The organism is Microvirga subterranea (assembly GCF_003350535.1).
GTDB lineage: Bacteria > Pseudomonadota > Alphaproteobacteria > Rhizobiales > Beijerinckiaceae > Microvirga > Microvirga subterranea.
Genome location: NZ_QQBB01000010.1, coordinates 26641 through 44192 on the forward strand (window position 1 = coordinate 26641; position 17552 = coordinate 44192).

The 17552-nt window shown below is 67.1% G+C and carries 16 protein-coding genes; 6 read left to right on the forward strand and 10 right to left on the reverse strand.

What is annotated here, in order from left to right; all coding sequences use genetic code 11:
- Positions 1 to 140 precede the first annotated feature (140 nt).
- Genes DES45_RS20605 through DES45_RS20615 form a run of 3 tightly spaced genes read right to left on the reverse strand, consistent with a single transcriptional unit; the run spans position 141 to position 3816 of the window.
- Positions 141 to 1136: a magnesium transporter CorA family protein gene (locus DES45_RS20605; RefSeq protein WP_114772125.1), complete on the reverse strand. Its 996-nt coding sequence runs from the start codon at positions 1134 to 1136 to the stop codon at positions 141 to 143.
- A 42-nt stretch (positions 1137 to 1178) separates the two neighbouring features.
- Positions 1179 to 2030 (reverse strand): SDR family oxidoreductase, encoded by an 852-nt coding sequence (locus DES45_RS20610; protein ID WP_114772127.1) that lies wholly within the window; start codon positions 2028 to 2030, stop codon positions 1179 to 1181.
- Between the two features lie 4 nt (positions 2031 to 2034).
- A complete protein-coding gene (locus DES45_RS20615; protein ID WP_114772129.1) occupies positions 2035 to 3816 on the reverse strand; it encodes an acyl-CoA dehydrogenase family protein in 1782 nt (593 codons plus the stop codon).
- Positions 3817 to 3923: 107 nt separating this feature from the next.
- Between DES45_RS20615 and DES45_RS20620 the strand changes: the two genes are divergently transcribed.
- On the forward strand, positions 3924 to 4913 hold the full coding sequence (locus tag DES45_RS20620) for an L-threonylcarbamoyladenylate synthase (protein ID WP_114772131.1): 990 nt from the start codon (positions 3924 to 3926) through the stop codon (positions 4911 to 4913).
- An 18-nt stretch (positions 4914 to 4931) separates the two neighbouring features.
- Here the strand turns inward: DES45_RS20620 and wrbA are convergent, their stop codons facing one another.
- Positions 4932 to 5534 (reverse strand): NAD(P)H:quinone oxidoreductase, encoded by a 603-nt coding sequence (gene wrbA / locus DES45_RS20625; protein ID WP_114772133.1) that lies wholly within the window; start codon positions 5532 to 5534, stop codon positions 4932 to 4934.
- Positions 5535 to 5692: 158 nt separating this feature from the next.
- Here wrbA and DES45_RS20630 point away from each other — a divergent pair, with 158 nt between their 5' ends.
- Positions 5693 to 6610 carry a LysR family transcriptional regulator gene (locus tag DES45_RS20630; RefSeq protein WP_114772135.1) on the forward strand — a complete coding sequence of 306 codons (918 nt, stop codon included), beginning with the start codon at positions 5693 to 5695 and terminating at the stop codon, positions 6608 to 6610.
- Positions 6611 to 6620: 10 nt separating this feature from the next.
- On the opposite strand, the gene acuI is transcribed toward DES45_RS20630, so the two are convergent.
- The 4 genes from acuI to DES45_RS20650 form a co-directional block, all read right to left on the reverse strand.
- Entirely contained in the window at positions 6621 to 7607 is a 987-nt protein-coding gene (acuI, locus tag DES45_RS20635; RefSeq protein WP_114772137.1) for an acrylyl-CoA reductase (NADPH), read from the reverse strand.
- 155 nt (positions 7608 to 7762) lie between these two features.
- On the reverse strand, positions 7763 to 9007 hold the full coding sequence (locus tag DES45_RS20640) for an MFS transporter (RefSeq protein WP_114772269.1): 1245 nt from the start codon (positions 9005 to 9007) through the stop codon (positions 7763 to 7765).
- Between the two features lie 136 nt (positions 9008 to 9143).
- The gene (locus DES45_RS20645) at positions 9144 to 11072 is read right to left on the reverse strand and encodes a PAS domain-containing sensor histidine kinase (protein WP_245571816.1); all 1929 of its coding nucleotides are present in this window, start codon (positions 11070 to 11072) and stop codon (positions 9144 to 9146) included.
- A 280-nt stretch (positions 11073 to 11352) separates the two neighbouring features.
- Positions 11353 to 12114, reverse strand: a complete 762-nt coding sequence (locus tag DES45_RS20650; RefSeq protein ID WP_170151579.1) for a helix-turn-helix domain-containing protein — start codon at positions 12112 to 12114, stop codon at positions 11353 to 11355.
- Positions 12115 to 12382: 268 nt separating this feature from the next.
- Between DES45_RS20650 and DES45_RS20655 the strand changes: the two genes are divergently transcribed.
- Positions 12383 to 13117 carry a response regulator gene (locus DES45_RS20655; protein WP_114772141.1) on the forward strand — a complete coding sequence of 245 codons (735 nt, stop codon included), beginning with the start codon at positions 12383 to 12385 and terminating at the stop codon, positions 13115 to 13117.
- Positions 13118 to 13171: 54 nt separating this feature from the next.
- On the opposite strand, the gene DES45_RS20660 is transcribed toward DES45_RS20655, so the two are convergent.
- Together DES45_RS20660 and DES45_RS20665 are read right to left on the reverse strand one after the other, a co-directional pair.
- Positions 13172 to 13624, reverse strand: a complete 453-nt coding sequence (locus DES45_RS20660; RefSeq protein WP_245571817.1) for a host attachment protein — start codon at positions 13622 to 13624, stop codon at positions 13172 to 13174.
- Between the two features lie 75 nt (positions 13625 to 13699).
- Positions 13700 to 14704 (reverse strand): hypothetical protein, encoded by a 1005-nt coding sequence (locus DES45_RS20665; RefSeq protein ID WP_245571818.1) that lies wholly within the window; start codon positions 14702 to 14704, stop codon positions 13700 to 13702.
- Between the two features lie 153 nt (positions 14705 to 14857).
- On the opposite strand from DES45_RS20665, the gene DES45_RS20670 reads away from it, so the two are divergent.
- The 3 genes from DES45_RS20670 (at position 14858) to DES45_RS20680 (ending at position 17549) form a co-directional block, all read left to right on the forward strand.
- Entirely contained in the window at positions 14858 to 15523 is a 666-nt protein-coding gene (locus DES45_RS20670; protein ID WP_114772145.1) for a phosphoribosyltransferase, read from the forward strand.
- Between the two features lie 68 nt (positions 15524 to 15591).
- A complete protein-coding gene (gene prs / locus DES45_RS20675; RefSeq protein ID WP_114772275.1) occupies positions 15592 to 17079 on the forward strand; it encodes a ribose-phosphate diphosphokinase in 1488 nt (495 codons plus the stop codon).
- Positions 17080 to 17258: 179 nt separating this feature from the next.
- Entirely contained in the window at positions 17259 to 17549 is a 291-nt protein-coding gene (locus tag DES45_RS20680; protein ID WP_114772147.1) for a hypothetical protein, read from the forward strand.
- Positions 17550 to 17552: the final 3 nt, after the last annotated feature.

Consider the following 17552-nt stretch of genomic DNA (forward strand, 5'->3'; position numbering starts at 1 on the left):
TGTTTCATGCTACCTCATCCTGAGGAGCGGCGAAGCTGCGTCTCGAAGGATGGTCCAGAGGGCGCTGGAAACGCCCTCGTGCTTCGAGACGCTTCGCTCCTCAGCATGAGGTCTCCGATGTCCTACCTCAGATCGTCCGGCTACAACCAGCGTTTCCAGCGAAAGAACAGATAGGGCAGCACGGCGGCCATGATCATGAGGCCGATGGCGAAAGGATAGCCGTGCTGCCATTCCAACTCCGGCATGATCTTGAAGTTCATCCCGTACATGGACGCCACGAGGGTCGGCGGGAGGAAGATCACCGACATGACCGAGAAGAGCTTGATGATGTCGTTCTGCTCGATGGTGACGAGCCCGAGCGTAGCGTCGAGCAGGAACTGCAGCTTGTTCGACAGGAACGTGGCGTGCTCCTCGATGGACTGCACGTCGCGCAGCGCCGTGCGCCACTCGGCCTGGTAGCCGTGGGCGCGCTGCGGCCGCGGCATGGAGGCCGACAGGAAGAGCAGCAGGCGCTCCACCGTCACCATGCTCTCGCGCACGTTGGAGATGAGATCGCCCTTGCGGCCGATGGATTTCAGAGCCGCCCGGAACGAGGCCGCGCGCCGTGTTCCCTGCCGCTCGTTCTCGAAGATCGTCTGGGACAGACGGTCGACGCGTGAACCGACATTGCCGAGGATCTCGGCGGCCCGGTCGATGATGGTCTCGATGAGGCCGTCAAGCACCGCCTCGGGCTGGTGACGGCAGCCGCCGGGCTTCACGGCGCGCGCCATGAACATGGAGAACGAGCGCGGCTCCCCGTAGCGTACGGTCACGAGCGCCTTCTCGGTCAGGATGAACGACACGTCGATGAGCTTCGGGGTCTCCGTATCGGACGAGCACAAGACGCGCACGGTCATGTAGCGCGCGTTGTTCTCGGTGTAGAGGATCTCCGACGGCTCGATATCGGCCATCTCCTCCTTGGTCGGGATCTCGATGTTGAGATGCCTCTCGACCAGCCGGTCCTCTTCCTTCGTGGGCTCGATCAGGTCGATCCACAGGGCATCGTCGGGAATCGGCTCGCCGGGCTGCAGCGCATAGCGGTCGAGCGAGGGCTCTGGGCGCCCCGAGCGCCCTGCCGGCCTGTGAATCAAGATCATACGCGTCGCCCCCGAAAGTCCGCCGTTGTTGTAGCAGAACTTCTATGACGAGCGTGAGAGGGGCGGCGTGTCATCCGGCACGAAGAAATCGGGCATCAGGGGCTTCGACGGATCGACCCGGTACTTCTCGAAATCCGTCACGCCCTCGCCTGAGAGGAAGACGTCGTCGATGAGGAAGTGTCCGGAAAAGCTTCCCGACGGCTTGAGGAAGACCGCATGGGCCGCATCGGCCAGGATCTCGGGCGTGCGGCTCGCCTGCACGATCTCGTCGCCGCCGAGCAGGTTCCTCACCGCGCTGGTGGCGATGGTCGTGCGCGGCCAGAGCGCATTGACGGCGATCCCTCTGCCCCGCAACTCGCCTGCAAGTCCCAGAACGCAGAGGCTCATGCCGTATTTCGCCAGGGAATAGGCGAGATGCGGCGCGAACCATTTCTCCTTCATGTCGAGCGGAGGCGAGAGCATGAGGATGTGCGGGTTCTCGGCCTTTTCCAGGTGCGGAATCGCGTATTTCGACACCATGTAGGTGCCGCGCGTGTTGATCTGGTGCATCAGGTCGAACCGCTTCATGTCGGTCTGCGGCGTCGGCGTGAGGCTGATGGCGCTGGCGTTGTTCACCACGATGTCGATGCCGCCGAAGGTTTCCACCGCCTTCGCGACGGCGCCCTTCACGGCCTCCTCGTCGCGCACGTCGACCACGAGCGGCAGGGCCCTGCCGCCCGCCGTCTCGATCTCCTCGGCGGCCGTGTAGATGGTGCCCGGCAGCTTCGGGTGCGGCTCGGCGGTCTTGGCCGCGACGACCACGTTGGCGCCGTCCTGCGCCGCGCGCAGGCCGATGGCGAGGCCGATGCCGCGGGAGGCGCCGGTGATGAAGAGCGTCTTGCCGTTGAGGGTCATGGGATCAGCTCGCCAGCGCCAGATCGGCGTCCTGCAGGAAGCTCGCACCACCCAGAACCGTGTCCTCGAGGCCCTTCGCGCCGACCGCAATATTCTCGGCGAAGAAGCGGCACAGCGCGATGCGGGCCGGATGCGCCGGATCGGTGTCGCCGCTTGCCATCAGGGCATTCGCCGCGAGCGCGCCTTCGGCGAGCGCCGCGCCTCCTTGAGCCAGCGCGAAGAGGCGAAGATACGGCGTCGCGCCCGCCAGCGCCTCGGAGGGCGCGTTGGACGAGACCGCCTTGAGGAGGAAGCTCGTCGCGCGATCCAGGCTCTCGATGGCATCGCGCAGGCGTGCCGCGGTCGCCCCGAAGGCGGGCGTTGCCTCCTTCATCAGACGCGTGACGACGGCCCGCATGGCGGCGATCTGCGCATGGACCGTCTCGCCGCCGGAGAGCGGCAGCTTGCGGGTGACGAGATCGATGGCCTGGATGCCGTTGGTGCCCTCGTAGATCGGCGCGATGCGCGCGTCGCGCAGGTGCTGGGCCGCGCCCGTTTCCTCCACGTAGCCCATGCCGCCATGGACCTGCACGCCCAGCGACGCGACTTCGACGCCGATATCGGTCGAGAAGGCCTTCGCCACCGGCGTGAGCAGGGAGGCGCGCTCATGGGCCTTCTTCCGGCTCGCCGCATCCTGTTCCAGATGGGCGCGGTCGATGGCCTCCGCGGTCATGTAGCAGATGGCGCGGGAAGCCGCCGTCAGCGCCTTCATGGTGAGCAGGTTGCGCTGCACGTCCGGGTGCGCGACGATCGGGCTCATGCCCTCGACGGCGCCCATGGGCGCGCGGCCTTGGCGCCGCTCGCTGGCGTAGCCGAGCGCCTGCTGATAGGCGCGCTCCGCGATGGCGACGCCCTGCAGGCCGACCGCGAGGCGGGCGTTGTTCATCATCGTGAACATGCAGGCAAGGCCGCGGTTCTCCTCGCCCACGAGCCAACCGACCGCGCCGCCGTGATCGCCGAAGATCATGGTGCAGGTGGGCGAGGCATGGATGCCGAGCTTGTGCTCGATCGAGTGGCAGCGCACGTCGTTGCGCGTGCCGTCCGGCAGGAACTTGGGAACGAGGAAGAGCGAGATGCCGCGGGTGCCGGCAGGCGCATCGGGCAGGCGCGCGAGCACGAGATGCACGATGTTGTCGGTGAGATCGTGCTCGCCGTAGGTGATGAAGATCTTCTGGCCAGTGATCCGGTAGGTCCCGTCACCCGCCGGCTCGGCGCGGGATCGCAGGGCCGCGAGGTCCGAGCCCGCCTGCGGCTCGGTGAGGTTCATGGTGGCGGTCCACTCGCCGGAGACGAGCTTTTCCAGATAGCGGCCCTTGAGATCGTCCGAACCGTGCTGCGCCAGCGCCTCGATGGCCCCCATGGTGAGGACGGGGCCGATGCCGAACGCCATGGAGGCCGAGTTCCACATCTCCACGCAGGCGGAGTTGAGAAGCGTCGGCAACCCCTGCCCGCCATAATCGACCGGGCCCGGCAGGGCGTTCCAGCCCGCCTCCGTCCAGGCCTTGTAGGCCTCCTTCCAGCCCGGCGCGGTGGTGATGGCGCCATCTTTCAGGACCACCCCGTGCTTGTCGCCCTCCCGGTTCAAGGGCGCGATCACGTCGTTGGCGAAGCGCCCCGCCTCCTCCAGGATCGTCTGCGCGAGATCGGCGCTGAGATCCGGATAGAGCCCATCCCGCAGGGCACGGTCGAGGCCGGCCACGTGGCGCATCGTGAAGACGATGTCGGAGACGGGCGCGCGGTAGGACATGGTGTTTCCTCTGATGGCGAATGGGTTTTGATATTGACGCGTGTCGCCCCGCAGTTAAACCCGCGAAAGCGCGCCGACCCGCGTTCGGATTGAAGGATAGTTTAGACGTGAACGATCAGCGGTCAATGGTGCAAACCAAACGCCTGACGCCCGACGCGGCCGGACTTGCCGAAGCGGCCTCAATCCTCAGGCGCGGCGGCCTCGTGGCCTTCCCGACCGAAACGGTCTACGGGCTGGGAGCCGACGCCACCAACCCGGAAGCGGTGGCCGGAATCTACGCCGCCAAGGAGCGGCCGAGCTTCAATCCCCTGATCTCCCATCTCGACAGCTTCGAGGCCGCCAAGGTTCAGGGGGTCTTCGACGAGACCGCGGAACGGCTGGCGAAGGCCTTCTGGCCGGGCCCCCTCACCCTGGTGGTGCCGGCGGCGAAGACCTGCACGGTCTCGGACCTCGCCCGCGCGGGCCTCGACAGCGTGGCCTTGAGGGTGCCGGCGCATCTGATGGCCCATGCATTGCTGGAGAAGACCGGATGCCCGGTCGCGGCCCCCTCTGCCAACCGCTCCGGCCGGATCAGCCCTACCGAGGCCGATCACGTGCTGGGGGACCTCGACGGCCGCATCGATGCGGTGATCGATGGCGGTCCGGCCATGGTCGGCGTCGAATCCACCATCGTGGCCTGTCTCGGCGGCGCTCCGCGCCTGCTGCGCCCAGGGGGCGTGCCGCGGGAAGCGATCGAGGCGCTGATCGGGTGCAGGCTGGAGGCCGGGCCCGAGGCAACGGACAATCCGGTCGCGCCGGGCATGCTCGCGTCGCACTACGCCCCGCGGGCGCAGGTGCGCCTGGATGCGGCCGAGATCAGGCCCGGCGAGGCGGCCCTGCTGTTCGGCTCCACGTCGCCCGACGGGCTTCCAGAAGCACGGGCCGTGCTGAGCTTGAGCGAAAGCGGCGACCTCATCGAGGCCGCCGCCCGTCTGTTCTCGTCCCTGAGGCAGCTCGACGCCTCCGGCGCCGACACCATCGCCGTCAGCCCGATCCCCGAGACCGGGCTGGGCGAGGCAATCAACGACCGCCTGAGACGGGCTGCGGCGGAGCGCTGAGCCGCCCCGCCCGACGTCTTACTTCGCCGTGAGCTTGCTGGCGATCTCGGCCACGTGGCGGCCCTGGTAACGGGCGCCGTCGAGCTCGACCTGGCTCGGCTGGCGCGAGCCGTCGGGGCCGGTGATCGTCGAGGCGCCGTAGGGCGAACCGCCCTTGATCTCGTCGAGGCCCATCTGGCCCGCGAAGGCATAGGGCAGGCCGACGATGATGAAGCCGAGGTGCAGCAGGACCGGGTGGAAGGTCAGGATCGTCGATTCCTGGCCGCCATGCTGGGTGCCGCTCGACGTGAAGACCGAACCGACCTTGCCGACGAGGGCGCCGCTCGCCCAGAGCGAACCGGTCTGGTCAAGGAAGTTCTTCATCTGGGCAGTCATGTTGCCGTAGCGGGTGCCGGTGCCGAAGATGACCGCATCGTACTCGGCGAGCTCTTCCGGCTTGGCGATCGGGGCTTCCTGATCGAGCTTGTAGTGGGCCTTCTGGGCCACCTCGAGCGGCACGAGTTCCGGCACGCGCTTGACGGTGACGTCGGCGCCGGCCTCGCGGGCCCCTTCGGCAACCGCATAGGCCATCTTCTCGATATGCCCCCAGGCGGAATAATACAGGACCAGAACCTTGGCCATCACGATCTCCAACAGGTGAGGTTGTCTGTGGTGCGCGAACGCATGCGGCGCCGGCACATCCGGATGTCTTCGATCACCCGATATAACCTAGGGTAAACTTTCCAATCTGCAAAACCAGTGGTACTGATGCACGGTCTTTATTGCGTGGATGCAAGACTGTGGCGAAGCAGCCTCTCGAGTGGGACGACTTCAGGCTGGTGAAGATCATCGCCGAGGCCAGCGGCCTCGCGGGAGCTGCCGAACGGCTCGGCGTCAATCACTCCACCGTCTTCCGCCGCCTCGGCCAGATGGAGGACGGGCTCGGGGTCAAGCTCTTCGAGCGCCATCGCACCGGCTACGTGCTGACGCCCGCCGGCGAGGAGATGGCGGCGCTCGCGGAGCAGATGGAGGAGAACGTCACCGCCTTCACGCGCAAGCTCGCGGGCCAGGCGGTCGCTCCGGCAGGCGAGCTGCGCGTCACCACCAACGATTCGCTGCTGATCCACCTGCTCACGCCGCTCTTCACCCGGTTTCTCGTGAGCTGCCCCGAGATGCGCCTGGACGTGGTCCTGGCCAACCAGGCCCTGAACCTGTCGAAGCGCGATGCCGACGTGGCGATCCGCGCCACCGACACGCCGCCCGAGACCCTGGTGGGGCGGCGGGTCGCGACCATCGCCTGGGCGATCTACGGCCGTGCCGCGGACTTCCCCGATCCGGGCTCCATCGACCCGTCCACCCTCGTCAACCGTCCCTGGGTGGCGCTCGGGGATAATCTCGCGACGCTCAAGGCGGCCCGCTATGTGCGCGACCGCGTGGCTCCCGAGCTGATCGCCTACCGGGTCAACACGGTGCTGGGGCTGGCGGAGGCGGTCGAGGCCGGCACCGGCATCGGGCCACTGCCCTGCTTCATCGCGGATGCGAATCCGAGCCTCGTCCGGCTGTCCGACATCAATCCGGACTTCTCCGCCGGCCTGTGGCTTCTCACGCACCCGGACCTGCGCCAGTCGGCCCGCGTGCGGGCCTTCATGGACTTCATGGCGGTCGAGATCGGCAAGCAGCGCAAGGCCATCGAGGGATACGGGCGCAAGATCGCGTGATCCCGACCGGTCAGCCGATCTCCACCACGACCCGTCCGCGAATCCTGCCTTCGACGATCTTCCGCCCAGCCTCCTGCACCTGATCGAGCGGGATGGTCGAGGTCATGGCCGCGAGCTTGCCGAGATCGAGCTCCCGGGCCAGCCGGTTCCAGGCCTCCAGGCGGAGCGGCTTCGGGGCCATGACCGAGTCGATGCCGAGCAGCGACACGCCGCGCAGGATGAAGGGCGCCACGGTGGACGGCAGGTCCATGCCGCCCGCGAGGCCGCAGGCCGCGATGGCCCCGTGGTACCGGGTCATCGATAGGACGTTGGCGAGCGTCGTCGAGCCGACGGAATCGATGCCGGCGGCCCAGCGCTCCTTGGCGAGCGGCCGGACAGGACCGTTGAGCTCGCTGCGCTCGATGATCTCCGCGGCGCCGAGCCCCTTCAGGTAATCGGCTTCCTCCGGCCTTCCGGTGGAGGCGATCACGTGCCAGCCGGCCTTGGCGAGCAGGGCGACCGCTACGGAACCGACTCCGCCGGCCGCGCCGGTCACGACGGCGGGGCCGCGGTCCGGACGAAGGCCGTGGCGTTCCAGCGCCATCAGCGCGAGCATGGCGGTGTAGCCCGCCGTTCCGATCGCCATCGCCTGCTCGGCGCTCAGGCCCGTCGGGAGCGGGATCAGCCAATCGCCCTTGACCCGCACCTTCTCGGCATAGGCGCCGAGATGCGTCTCGCCGAGGCCCCAGCCGTTGAGCACGACCGCATCGCCCGGCTTGAACTCGGGATTTGAGGACGCCTCGACCGTGCCGACGAGATCGACGCCGGGAATCATCGGGAAGCGGCGCACAACCGGGGCCTTGCCGGTGAGCGCGAGCCCGTCCTTGTAGTTGAGGGTCGAATGCGACACGCGGACGGTGACGTCGCCGTCCATCAGGTCGGCCTCGTCGAAGTCTCGCAGCTCGACGGTCTGTCCGCTCTCGTTCTTGTCGATGACGACGGCCCTGAATGCGCCCATTGATCGTTCCTCCACCATGTTGGCCCATTTGGAGCGCGGTGGAGGATCAGGGCAAGCGCGAAGGGCTCATTCCTTCGGCGAAGGCGCGTGCATCGTGCGGAAAAGTGGACACCGGTTTTCCGCAATGAACGATGCACGACTTCGAAAGATGAGGATCACTCCGCCGGCTGGAGAGACGGCGCGCGCTCGACCGGCTCTTCCTTGATCGGCAGATTGATCAGCGCCGACGCGATTCCGAGCGCGATCGAGAGCCACCACACGAAGGTGTAGTTGCCGTAGGCCTCGTAGAGCAGTCCGCCGAGCCACACGCCGAGGAAGCCGCCGACCTGATGCGAGAAGAACGCGAAGCCGTAGAGCATGGCCATGTAGCGCGTGCCGAACATCAGCATCACGAGGGACGATGTGGGCGGCACCGTTGAGAGCCAGAGCAGCCCGATGGAGACGCCGAACGCGATGGAGCTCACGGGAGAGGCCGGGATCAGGATGAAGGCCGCGATCGCCACCGAGCGGCCGAGATAGATCCAGGCGAGCAGCCAGCGCTTCGACATGCGCGTCGACAGCCAGCCGGCGGACAGCGACCCGACCGCGTTGGCGAGGCCGATGACCGCGAGGGTCCAGCCGCCGATGGCGGCCGAGAGGCCCGCATCCTTCAGGTAGGCCGGAAGATGCGCCGTGATGAAGGCGAGCTGGAAGCCGCAGGTGAAAAAGCCGAGAACCAGCAGCACGTAGGAGCGGTGCTGGAAGGCTTCCGATAGGGCCTGCCGGATCGACTGGTTCGGCGCGGGCGCCGGACCGCCCTGCGACGCGGCTCCGGCATTGGGCCGGGTCGCCAGCGTCAGGGACAGGGGCAGCACGAGCAGAACGCTCACGGCGAAGACCACGAGGGCCTGGTGCCAGCCGATGGAGGAGATGAGCACGTTGCCGATGGGCGGGAAGAGGAACTGGCCGAAGGAGCCGGCCGCGGTGCCCGCCCCGAAGGCCATGGGCCGCCACTGTTCCGGCAGGAGCTTGCCGAAGGCGCCGAGCACCAGGTTGAACGAGCAGCCCGAGAGGCCGAAGCCGATCAGGATGCCGGCCCCCAGGTGGAGCATGCCGGGGGTCGTCGCATAGGCCATGACCACGAGGCCGGCCGCATAGAGCAGCGCGCCCACGCAGAGCACCCGGAGGGCCCCGAACCGGTCCGCCACAGCGCCCGCGAAGGGCTGGCCGAGTCCCCAGAGCAGGTTCTGGAACGCGATGGCGAGGCCGAACACGTCGCGCCCCCAGCCGTATTCCGTCGTCATCGGGATCTGGAACAGGCCGGCTGAGGCCCGCGGCCCGAACGTGATGAGGGCAATCAGGCAGCCCGACAGGACGATGAGTTCCGGCGAGAAGCGGGATCGATCGGTTTGCGTGGACATGTCGAGACCCTGAACGGCAAGGGGCGGCACATTATCCTGAGTCGCGCATCACCGGAATTGAAAGTTTGTAGCCTTAAGTATGACGAACGGTGATAGGTCGTCGATCCACCCGACCACGGTGCGCCACCGCCGCGCCTCACGCCGCCCCGTCAAGGATCGTCCGGAGCGTCTGGGCAAGACTGGCGGCCGTATATGGCTTCTTCAGCCAGAACGCGCCCTTGGCGAGCCCCTGCTTCACGAGATCGGGCTCCGCATAGCCGGACGTGAACAGCACCTTGACCCCGGGCCGGTTCTCATGGACGTAGCGCGCCACGTCGGCGCCCGTGAGCCCGTTCGGCAGGATGATGTCGGTGAAGACCAGATCGATGTCGTTCCGCTCTTCGAGCACCCTCAGGGCCTGCGGACCGTCGGCGGCCTCGAGGATAGCATAGCCGAGGTCCTGCAGCCTCTTGACGGTGAGCCGGCGCACGCGGGGCTCGTCCTCGACGACGAGCACGGTCTCGCCGCGCGCCTTCAGGGCCTCGATCCCGGCCCGCTCGCCCTGAGGCGGCGCGACCGCCGGCTTGTCCTCGGCCTGCGGCAGGTAGATCCGCACCGTGGTGCCGTGGCCGGTCTCGCTGTAGATCTGGACGTGGCCGTTCGACTGCTTGACGAAGCCGTAGACCATGGAGAGGCCGAGACCGCTTCCCGCCCCGACCTCCTTGGTTGTGAAGAACGGATCGAAGGCGCGCTCCTGCACCTCCTTGGACATGCCCGTACCCGTGTCGGTGACGGCGACCACGACGTAGTGGCCCGGATGCACCTCGGAATGGAGATGGGCATAATCGGCGTCGATCACTGCCCCTGAGGCCGTGATGGTCAGCCGTCCTCCCGCCGGCATGGCGTCGCGGGCGTTGATGGCCAGGTTCAGGATCGCGCTCTGCAACTGGCTCGGATCGACGTCGACCTTGGAGAGACGAGGCTCCGATCTGGTTCGGACCTCGATGGTCTCCCCGAGCGCGCGGCGCAGGAGCGTCTCCATCTCCTGCAGCAGCTGCGCCACATCCGTGGGCTTGGGCTGCAGGGGCTGGCGCCGTCCGAATGCGAGGAGCCTTCCGGTGAGCTGGGCGCCGTGCTCCGCCGTCTCCCGCGCCTCCCTGACGAGCTCGAGCTGGCGCTCGTCCTTCAGGCGCATCTCGACCATCTCCAGATTGCCGAGGATGACGGTGAGCAGGTTGTTGAAATCGTGCGCGATGCCGCCGGTCAGCTGGCCGACCGCCTCCATCTTCTGCGCCTGCCGGAGCTCCTGCTCCAGCCGCTGTCTGGCCGTCATGTCGCGGATGAAGCCGGTGAATAGGCGGTGGCCATCCACCCTCGCCTCCCCGACAGCCAGCTCGATCGGGAAGACGCTGCCGTCCTTGCGCCGCGCGCTGACCACACGCCCCACTCCGATGATGCGCCTCTCGCCGGTGCGGAGATAACGCTCAAGATAGCCGTCATGCTCCTCGCGGTAGGGTGAAGGCATGAGCATGCTCACGTTGCGGCCGACGACCTCGCTCGCGTCGTAGCCGAACAGGATTTCAGAGGACCGGCTGAACGTCTCGATGCGGCCGCCCGCGTCGATGGTGATGAGCGCCTCGGGCGCCGTTTCGAGGATCGACCGCAGGTGCGCCTCGTTCGCCTGGGAGCGCGCCTCGCTCTGCTCGAGAGCGGTTCTCGCGGCCTGGTGTCCGACGGCCAGGGCCGCCGCCCACCACATGATCGCCAGGGACATGCCGCGATTGATGATGGTCTCGACGCTTCCATAGCCGGGGCTGAGGGGCGAGATCACGTATCCCAGAACGCTGAGGATCGTCCCCAGCACTGCAAGCCCGATGCCCGCGCGGGCCCGTGGGAGCCTGAAGGCGAGCAGGGCCGGCCCGATATAGAGGATGCCGACCGCGTACTCGGCCGGAAGCCAGAGATCGAGCACAAAAACGGTCGTGTCGAGAGCAAGGCAGGCGGCCAGAAGCTTCTTCGGTCCGGACCAGTATCGATCAAGCCAGTGCATGAGAGGATAGGCATTCGAGCTGGAGGCTTCCATCATGGGCCAAACCTCGGACGGCGGTGATGTCACGCCGAAAACCGGACCTGCGGCATGACTGTCCCGACCATGTTCGAAGGATCTTCCTGATAGGTCGAGCCTTCGTTTCTCACACGATGAATGTGCCTCCCGAAGACCTGTCGGTGAACTGATTTTTCGCAAACTCGGCGCTCTGTCTCCTCTTGGAGCGGTCCTGCGAGTTTCGCAGCCGCTCCGGCGTCGACGCAGCGTGGAGGCATGTCGGCCGTGTGCTCCGACACGTGATCGCTTGCCGTCCAAGCGTTCAGTTCGGCAGCGCAGCCTCCGGCCTTGCGGGAACGCGGATGCCGCACGGGCGGTCCTCGTCCATCTCTCCGGCCAGATCGAGGAGCGCCGCGATGCCGCGCAGGATCACCTGGTGCCGTCCTTCGAGCGCGATCAACCCTTCCCGCTTGAGTTTCGAGAACACGCGGCAGACGGTCTCGATGGTGAGTCCGAGGTAATCCGCGATGTCCAGCCTGCTCATCGGCAGCTCGACGGCGACCGGCTTGCGACGGTCCGCTCCGGTCCGCTGCGCCGCGGCCACGAGGAAGTTCGCGACCCGCTCTTCGGCGCTCAGCTGGCCGAGGACGATGATGAGGTGCTGAGCGGCGCTCATCTCCTCATACATCTTGTCCATGAGCTGCTGGCGGAGCGTCCCGGAAGAGGTCGCCGCGACCTCGATCATGCGCTTACGGCTGATCCGGCGCAGGCGGACCGGCGTCACGGCTTCGGCCGTGTAGAGATAGGGCCCCTGGAAGGACACGCCGAGCACTTCGCCGCCGAAGGTGAAGCCGATCACGGCCCGCCGCCCGTCGGGCAGGATGCGGTAGAGACGCAGGCAGCCCTCGACGACCTGAACCACGTGCGTGGAGGCGTCTCCCTCCCAGAAGACGGCTTGGCCGGCCGTAAAAGTCTCGGCCGGCTGGGCGGAGAACAGGCCTTCGAGGGTTGTCGTCTTCGGCGTGAGGCCCAAGGCAGCGAAGGGGACATGGTGGCCCGAAGGGGCGAGATGGGACGAGTACATGACGCTAGCTCCGCTCTGAACCATGCTTTCGGTCAGTAGAGCAGGCCTCTGTCACAGAAGTATCCTAGCCATGTGCGCTCTTGTGACAGCCCTGTAACGAATTGTAACAGGACCTTGGCTGGAGTAGTCTTGGTCAGCTCCGGTGGATGGGATGCCGCTCCCGTCGGCTTGACCATGTCCGCCCCAGCTGATTTTGCACGACCGGGCGAGAACTGCTTTCTCAGCGCCCGATCGCAGCGGCGGACCTGGCAGCTCTGGACCTTCGGAAATGGCGGACAAGCCTCACATTCTGATCGTCGACGACGACCACCGCATCTGCAAGATGCTCTCCGGCTACTTGTCCGAGGAAGGCTTCCGCGTGAGCGTCGCCGGGAGCGGCGCGGCCATGCGCGAGCGCCTGGCTAACGAAAGGATCGACCTGATCCTGCTGGATCTGCTCCTTCCGGGAGAGGACGGTCTCGAACTCGCACGGGAAATCCGGTCCCAATCCAATATCGGCATCATCATGGTGACGGGTCGGGCCGACATCGTCGACGCGGTCGTCGGGCTCGAGGTCGGCGCCGACGATTACATCGCGAAGCCATTCCACCTGCGCGAGGTGCTGGCGCGGATCAAGAGCGTCCTGCGGCGGCTGCAACCGGCCCATCCCGGGGAGGCCGCGACCGCTCCTCACCCGGGAACCGGGGAGACCATCCGGTTCGACGGATGGTCCCTCGATCTGGGGCGGCGGGAGCTGAAGGATCCAAGCGGCGCGCCCGTTCCGCTCACGACGGGAGAGTTCGACCTTCTCGTGACCTTCGCGCGGCATCCCGGCCGCGTTCTGAACCGGGACATGCTGATGGACCTCACGCGCGGGCGGCAATGGGAGGTGTTCGACCGCGCCATCGATGCGCAGGTGGCGCGGCTGCGGCGAAAGATCGAGCCCGAGCCAAGGAGCCCGACGCTGATCAAGTCGGTCCGCGGCGTCGGCTATCTGTTCACCGGCAGCATCGAGCGACCCTGAGCGAGCGGAACTCCCCTGCCGCAATCCGGATGTTCAGCCCGGAAGAGCGCCCCTTCACGCTCCCGGAACGAGATGCTGCTCGATCTCGTAGACCGGGTGCTTGGTCAGGTCCTTGTTGACCTCGGCCATGATCTTGCGTCGGACGGCCTCGGAGAAATGCGTGCGGAGTTCGGCCAAGGTCCGCGGCGGCGCCGCGACGACGATCGCCTTCAGGTCTCCGGTCGAGCACGCCTGGTTGACCATCTCTGCGACCTCGGCGGCGAACTTCTGCTCCGCACGTTGATGCCAGTCGGTCTGCCCGACGGCGGCGCGCTGGTCGAAGCCGAAGGTCCGGCCGGGCTTGTCGGTGCCCTGCTGGCTCGTCTGCGGATTGTCCGGCGCCTGGAGCACGCGCTCGACCTGCAGATTGGGAAAGACGTCGTCGCCCTGGTTCTTCAGGAACAGCGCCTTGCGGCCGTCGCTGACGAGCACCGTGCCGTCATGGGGAATCTTCAGTGCCTTGTTCACGGTCATGCTCCTTCCGTTCCTGGCCGTTCTAACAACGGACCGATGCGGGCTCTTTGACCCAGATCATACAGCGGCTCACAACAAGGCCTGATCGGCCAGGGCGAGATAGCGCTTCGCCTGCGGCATCCATTTGGCGGGCTCGCGGGGCACTGGATCGAGAAGGTGCGCCAAAGAGAGTCTGGCGCGCAGAACCGCATGAAGCGCCGTATATAGCCCCATCAGGTCGCAGGGGACCTTCTGGCCCATCAGGTCGGCCACGTACCGGATCAGGTCCCGCCCGATCCAGGCCGCTCCCAGGCAGGCGCATTCCATGCCCAGGAACGACAGTTCGTCGAACGGGTCCACCAGTCGCAGGTCCGGGTTGAACTCGAGGCGGTCGAAAATGACGATCGGCTCGGTGAGGCAGACATGCTCCGGCCGCAGGTCGCCGTGGCCGTCGACGACATGGCCGGAGCGCCCGCGCTCCGCAAGGCGGTCGCGGCTGCTCAGGAGGCTCGCATCGATCCGATCCAGAAGCGCCTCGACTCCGGGCTGCCCGGCGCGAAACTCGGGTCGCATCAGTACCGATCGGTTGGCTCCCATCTCGGTGGTGAAGTGCATGAAGGGCACATCGGGCCCGACGGCAGGGTGCTCGGCCGCACGGTAGAAATCCGCCAGCACGGCGGCAAGGCACACGACGTCCCCTTCGCGGACAACCCCTGCCTCAAGCCGGGCGTCGAGCATGGACTCGGCCGGCAGGCGACGCATCTCGACGAGCCAATCGACCACGTCCCCGATTCCGTCCAGAACGAGGCTTCCGGCCGACGAGCGCAGCAGCGGCCGGACGCCGAGATAGATGCCGGGAGCCAAGCGACGGTTGAGCCTGACCTCCTCCCGGCAGAAATGCTCCCGGGCCTCCAGGGTGGAGAAATCCAGGTAGGAGTGACGGACCGGCTTCTTCAGCTTGAACACCCTCTCGCCAGCCAGGAAGACGCAGGACATGTGTGTCTCTTTGACGATCACGTCGTCAGGCCCATGCGGATAGGCCGAGGCCGTGCCCAGGAAGCGAACCTTGTCGGCGAGGGACGGTTCTGCCGCCATGGCAGGCTTCGCACCCGGATCGGGATCGGAGGGGCCAAGCACCATGACGTCAGCAAAGCAGTCCATCCGGAATGGACATTGACGTGCATCAATACGCCGGGCTCACGAAACCGTCATGGTCGAACACGGCACGTCCATGGAAGCGAGCGGGCCATGTTCGACTTCGAAGACCGCGCGAATGCAGGTCGCCGCTTGGCGGTACGGCTCGCGTCGATGACGATCGCCGACCCTGTCGTTCTGGCGCTTCCGCGCGGCGGCGTGCCGGTGGGGTACGAAATCGCCACGGCCCTGGACGCTCCCCTCGATCTGCTGCTCGTCCGCAAGATCGGCCTCCCCTCCCAGCCCGAGCTTGCGGCCGCCGCCGTGATCGACGGCGAGCGGTCCGACGTGGTCCTCAACGAGGAGGTCATGGCCTGGGCCGGGCTGAGCCAGAGCGCCTTCGACGCTCTCGTGCAGAATGAGCTTCACGAGATCGAGCGGCGCCGGGCGGCCTACCTGTCGGGCAGATCCCCAGTTTCCGTCACGGGCAGGACCGTCATCGTGGTCGACGACGGCATCGCCACCGGCACGACCGTCCGGGCGGCCCTGAAGGCGCTGGCGCGGCGGGGCGCAAAGCGCCTCATCCTTGCCGTTCCCGTCGCCCCCGCCGACGAGATCGCATCGCTGCGCACGATGGTCGACGACGTGGTCTGTCTTTTGACGCCCGACGTGTTCTACGGCATCGGCGAATTCTACCGGGACTTCCACCAGCTCACGGACCGGGAAGTGGTGGACCTGCTGCACCGGGCTCCTGCTGCCGAAGGGCCCGGACCGCATTGAGAAATGTCATGGTCCGAACGCGGCAGGTCCATACCCTGTTCGGCTCTCTCGTTCCAGGCAGGCCAGCCATGACGACCTTTGCGATGACGGACCCGGCTCTCCGGCGACTGTTCGAGCGGCTCGACTTCGCTCCCCGGCCGAAGGACGAGTCCCTCGCGCACCTCATAGAGTACTGGACGAACAAGCGGAACGGCCGCGTGGCCCCGACCCTGCAGGACATGAGCGTTTCGGAGCTCGGGGACGACGCCTCGCAAGCCTTCATCCTCCGGATCGACCCGCGCGATCGGGCGCCGCTGCTCGTGTTCGGCGGAGCCGCCTTCGAAACCCTGATGGGACCCTGCGACCCGGGCGCGGACATCCTGCGTTCGCCCGCCGAGGCGCGCGGCGCCGTGAGGCTCCGCCGGCTCGTCGAGCTCGTCCGATCCCACGCTGAGCCGGTGCTGGCGGATTTCACGACGCGCGTGGCGGACGGCATGCGGCTGAGCGTCGAGATCGTGGTGGCGCCACTATCGAGCTCCGACGACCGGGTCGAGGGCCTGTTCGGCGGCATCTCGGTCCGGCATGTGGTGTCCGGGAGGCCGGCGACGGAGCACGCACGCCGGGCGGCGCCGAGGAAGGACCGGCCGCTCCTCTTCGCCATGACGTCCGCGGCCGGTCTCGGCGAGCGGATTGCGCGCCATCTGGGGCTGCCGCTGCAGGATCACGAGGAGCGCAACTTCGAGGATGGAGAGCACAAGACGCGGCCCCTCGTGGACGTTCGGGGCGGCGACGTTCATATCGTGGCGGGACTGCACGGAGGCGAAGGGCAGAGCGTCAACGACCGTCTCTGTCGGGCCCTGTTCTTCATCGGCGCCCTGAAGGATGCCGGCGCCGCGCGCGTCACCATGACGGCGCCGTATCTCTGCTATGCGCGCAAGGACCGTCGGACCAAGCCGAACGATCCCGTCACCACGCGCTATCTCGCCCAGGTTTTCGAAGCGGTTGGAACCGACCGAATCGTGACGATGGAGGTCCACAACCTTGCGGCCTTCCAGAACGCCTTCCGGTGCTCCACCACCCATATTGACGGACACCTTGCCTTCGGCCAGCCCGTGGCCCAGTGGGTCGGCCATACGCCGGTGGCGGTCGTCTCGCCGGATATCGGCGGCGCGAAACGGGCGGAGCAGTTCCGGGAAACCCTCGAGCGACTGCTGGGCCGCCCCGTTGCGAAAGCCGTGGCGGACAAGCAACGCAGCATGGGACGTGTCTCCGGCGATCTCTTCGTCGGTGACGTCTCGGGCTGCATCGCGGTGATCGTCGACGACCTCATCAGCACCGGAACCACCATGGCCCGCGTCGCGCATCAATGCCGCGACCGTGGCGCGCGCGCCGTCTGGCTCGTCGCAGCGCACGGGGTCGGCGGCATGGCATCCCTCCCGAACCTGACGCAGCCCTTCATCGATCGCATCGTGCTGACGAACACGATCCCGCAGCCGCGCGACTTCGTGGCGGCGCTGGGCGACAGGCTGACGATTCTCGATGTTTCCGGAATCCTGGCGGACGCGTTGCGCCCCTGATCGACGCGGGTCCGTGTCCGGGGCTTCCTTCCCGCACAGCGACCGGGAAGGAGCAAAAATGCGATCCTCGCGCCGTTCGCAGGGCCGCTCCGGACCGTGATCCGCGTTGCGGTAAATCAAAGCCGCCGCCATCGATCTCGTCCAGGCTTCGAGGGCCGCCGCATGCCCTGGAGAATGCGATGCGTTCCGTCGTCAGCTTCCGACCAATTCCCCTGGCGTCTCTGCACGGCGTGACCGTGGGCCGCCTCGTTTTCCTGGGCGACAGCCTGATGGCGGTTCTCGCCGAGGCGCAGCGCGGCAGCCCGGGGAGTCCCTCGGGTCCATGGCGCGTCGAGGCCGGCTTCGGTCCATGCTCCGATCCGCCGCCGGACGGCTTTGCCACGCTCCAGGAGGTGTCGGTCTGGGTGAGCCGCATGGCGGGGCCGGGCCCGGACCGCCCCGATGACGGATCCTCGACCGCAACGACCTGAGCA

What these genes read in the sequence shown, in the direction of transcription:
- DES45_RS20605 (WP_114772125.1), bottom strand. Translation starts at nt 1,136, where the DNA reads ATGATCTTGATTCACAGGCCGGCAGGGCGCTCGGGGCGCCCAGAGCCC.
- DES45_RS20610 (WP_114772127.1), bottom strand. Translation starts at nt 2,030, where the DNA reads ATGACCCTCAACGGCAAGACGCTCTTCATCACCGGCGCCTCCCGCGGC.
- DES45_RS20615 (WP_114772129.1), bottom strand. Translation starts at nt 3,816, where the DNA reads ATGTCCTACCGCGCGCCCGTCTCCGACATCGTCTTCACGATGCGCCAC.
- wrbA (WP_114772133.1), bottom strand. Translation starts at nt 5,534, where the DNA reads ATGGCCAAGGTTCTGGTCCTGTATTATTCCGCCTGGGGGCATATCGAG.
- acuI (WP_114772137.1), bottom strand. Translation starts at nt 7,607, where the DNA reads ATGGGCGCATTCAGGGCCGTCGTCATCGACAAGAACGAGAGCGGACAG.
- DES45_RS20640 (WP_114772269.1), bottom strand. Translation starts at nt 9,007, where the DNA reads ATGTCCACGCAAACCGATCGATCCCGCTTCTCGCCGGAACTCATCGTC.
- DES45_RS20645 (WP_245571816.1), bottom strand. Translation starts at nt 11,072, where the DNA reads ATGATGGAAGCCTCCAGCTCGAATGCCTATCCTCTCATGCACTGGCTT.
- DES45_RS20650 (WP_170151579.1), bottom strand. Translation starts at nt 12,114, where the DNA reads ATGTACTCGTCCCATCTCGCCCCTTCGGGCCACCATGTCCCCTTCGCT.
- DES45_RS20655 (WP_114772141.1), top strand. Translation starts at nt 12,383, where the DNA reads ATGGCGGACAAGCCTCACATTCTGATCGTCGACGACGACCACCGCATC.
- DES45_RS20665 (WP_245571818.1), bottom strand. Translation starts at nt 14,704, where the DNA reads ATGGCGGCAGAACCGTCCCTCGCCGACAAGGTTCGCTTCCTGGGCACG.
- DES45_RS20670 (WP_114772145.1), top strand. Translation starts at nt 14,858, where the DNA reads ATGTTCGACTTCGAAGACCGCGCGAATGCAGGTCGCCGCTTGGCGGTA.
- prs (WP_114772275.1), top strand. Translation starts at nt 15,592, where the DNA reads ATGACGACCTTTGCGATGACGGACCCGGCTCTCCGGCGACTGTTCGAG.
- DES45_RS20680 (WP_114772147.1), top strand. Translation starts at nt 17,259, where the DNA reads ATGCGTTCCGTCGTCAGCTTCCGACCAATTCCCCTGGCGTCTCTGCAC.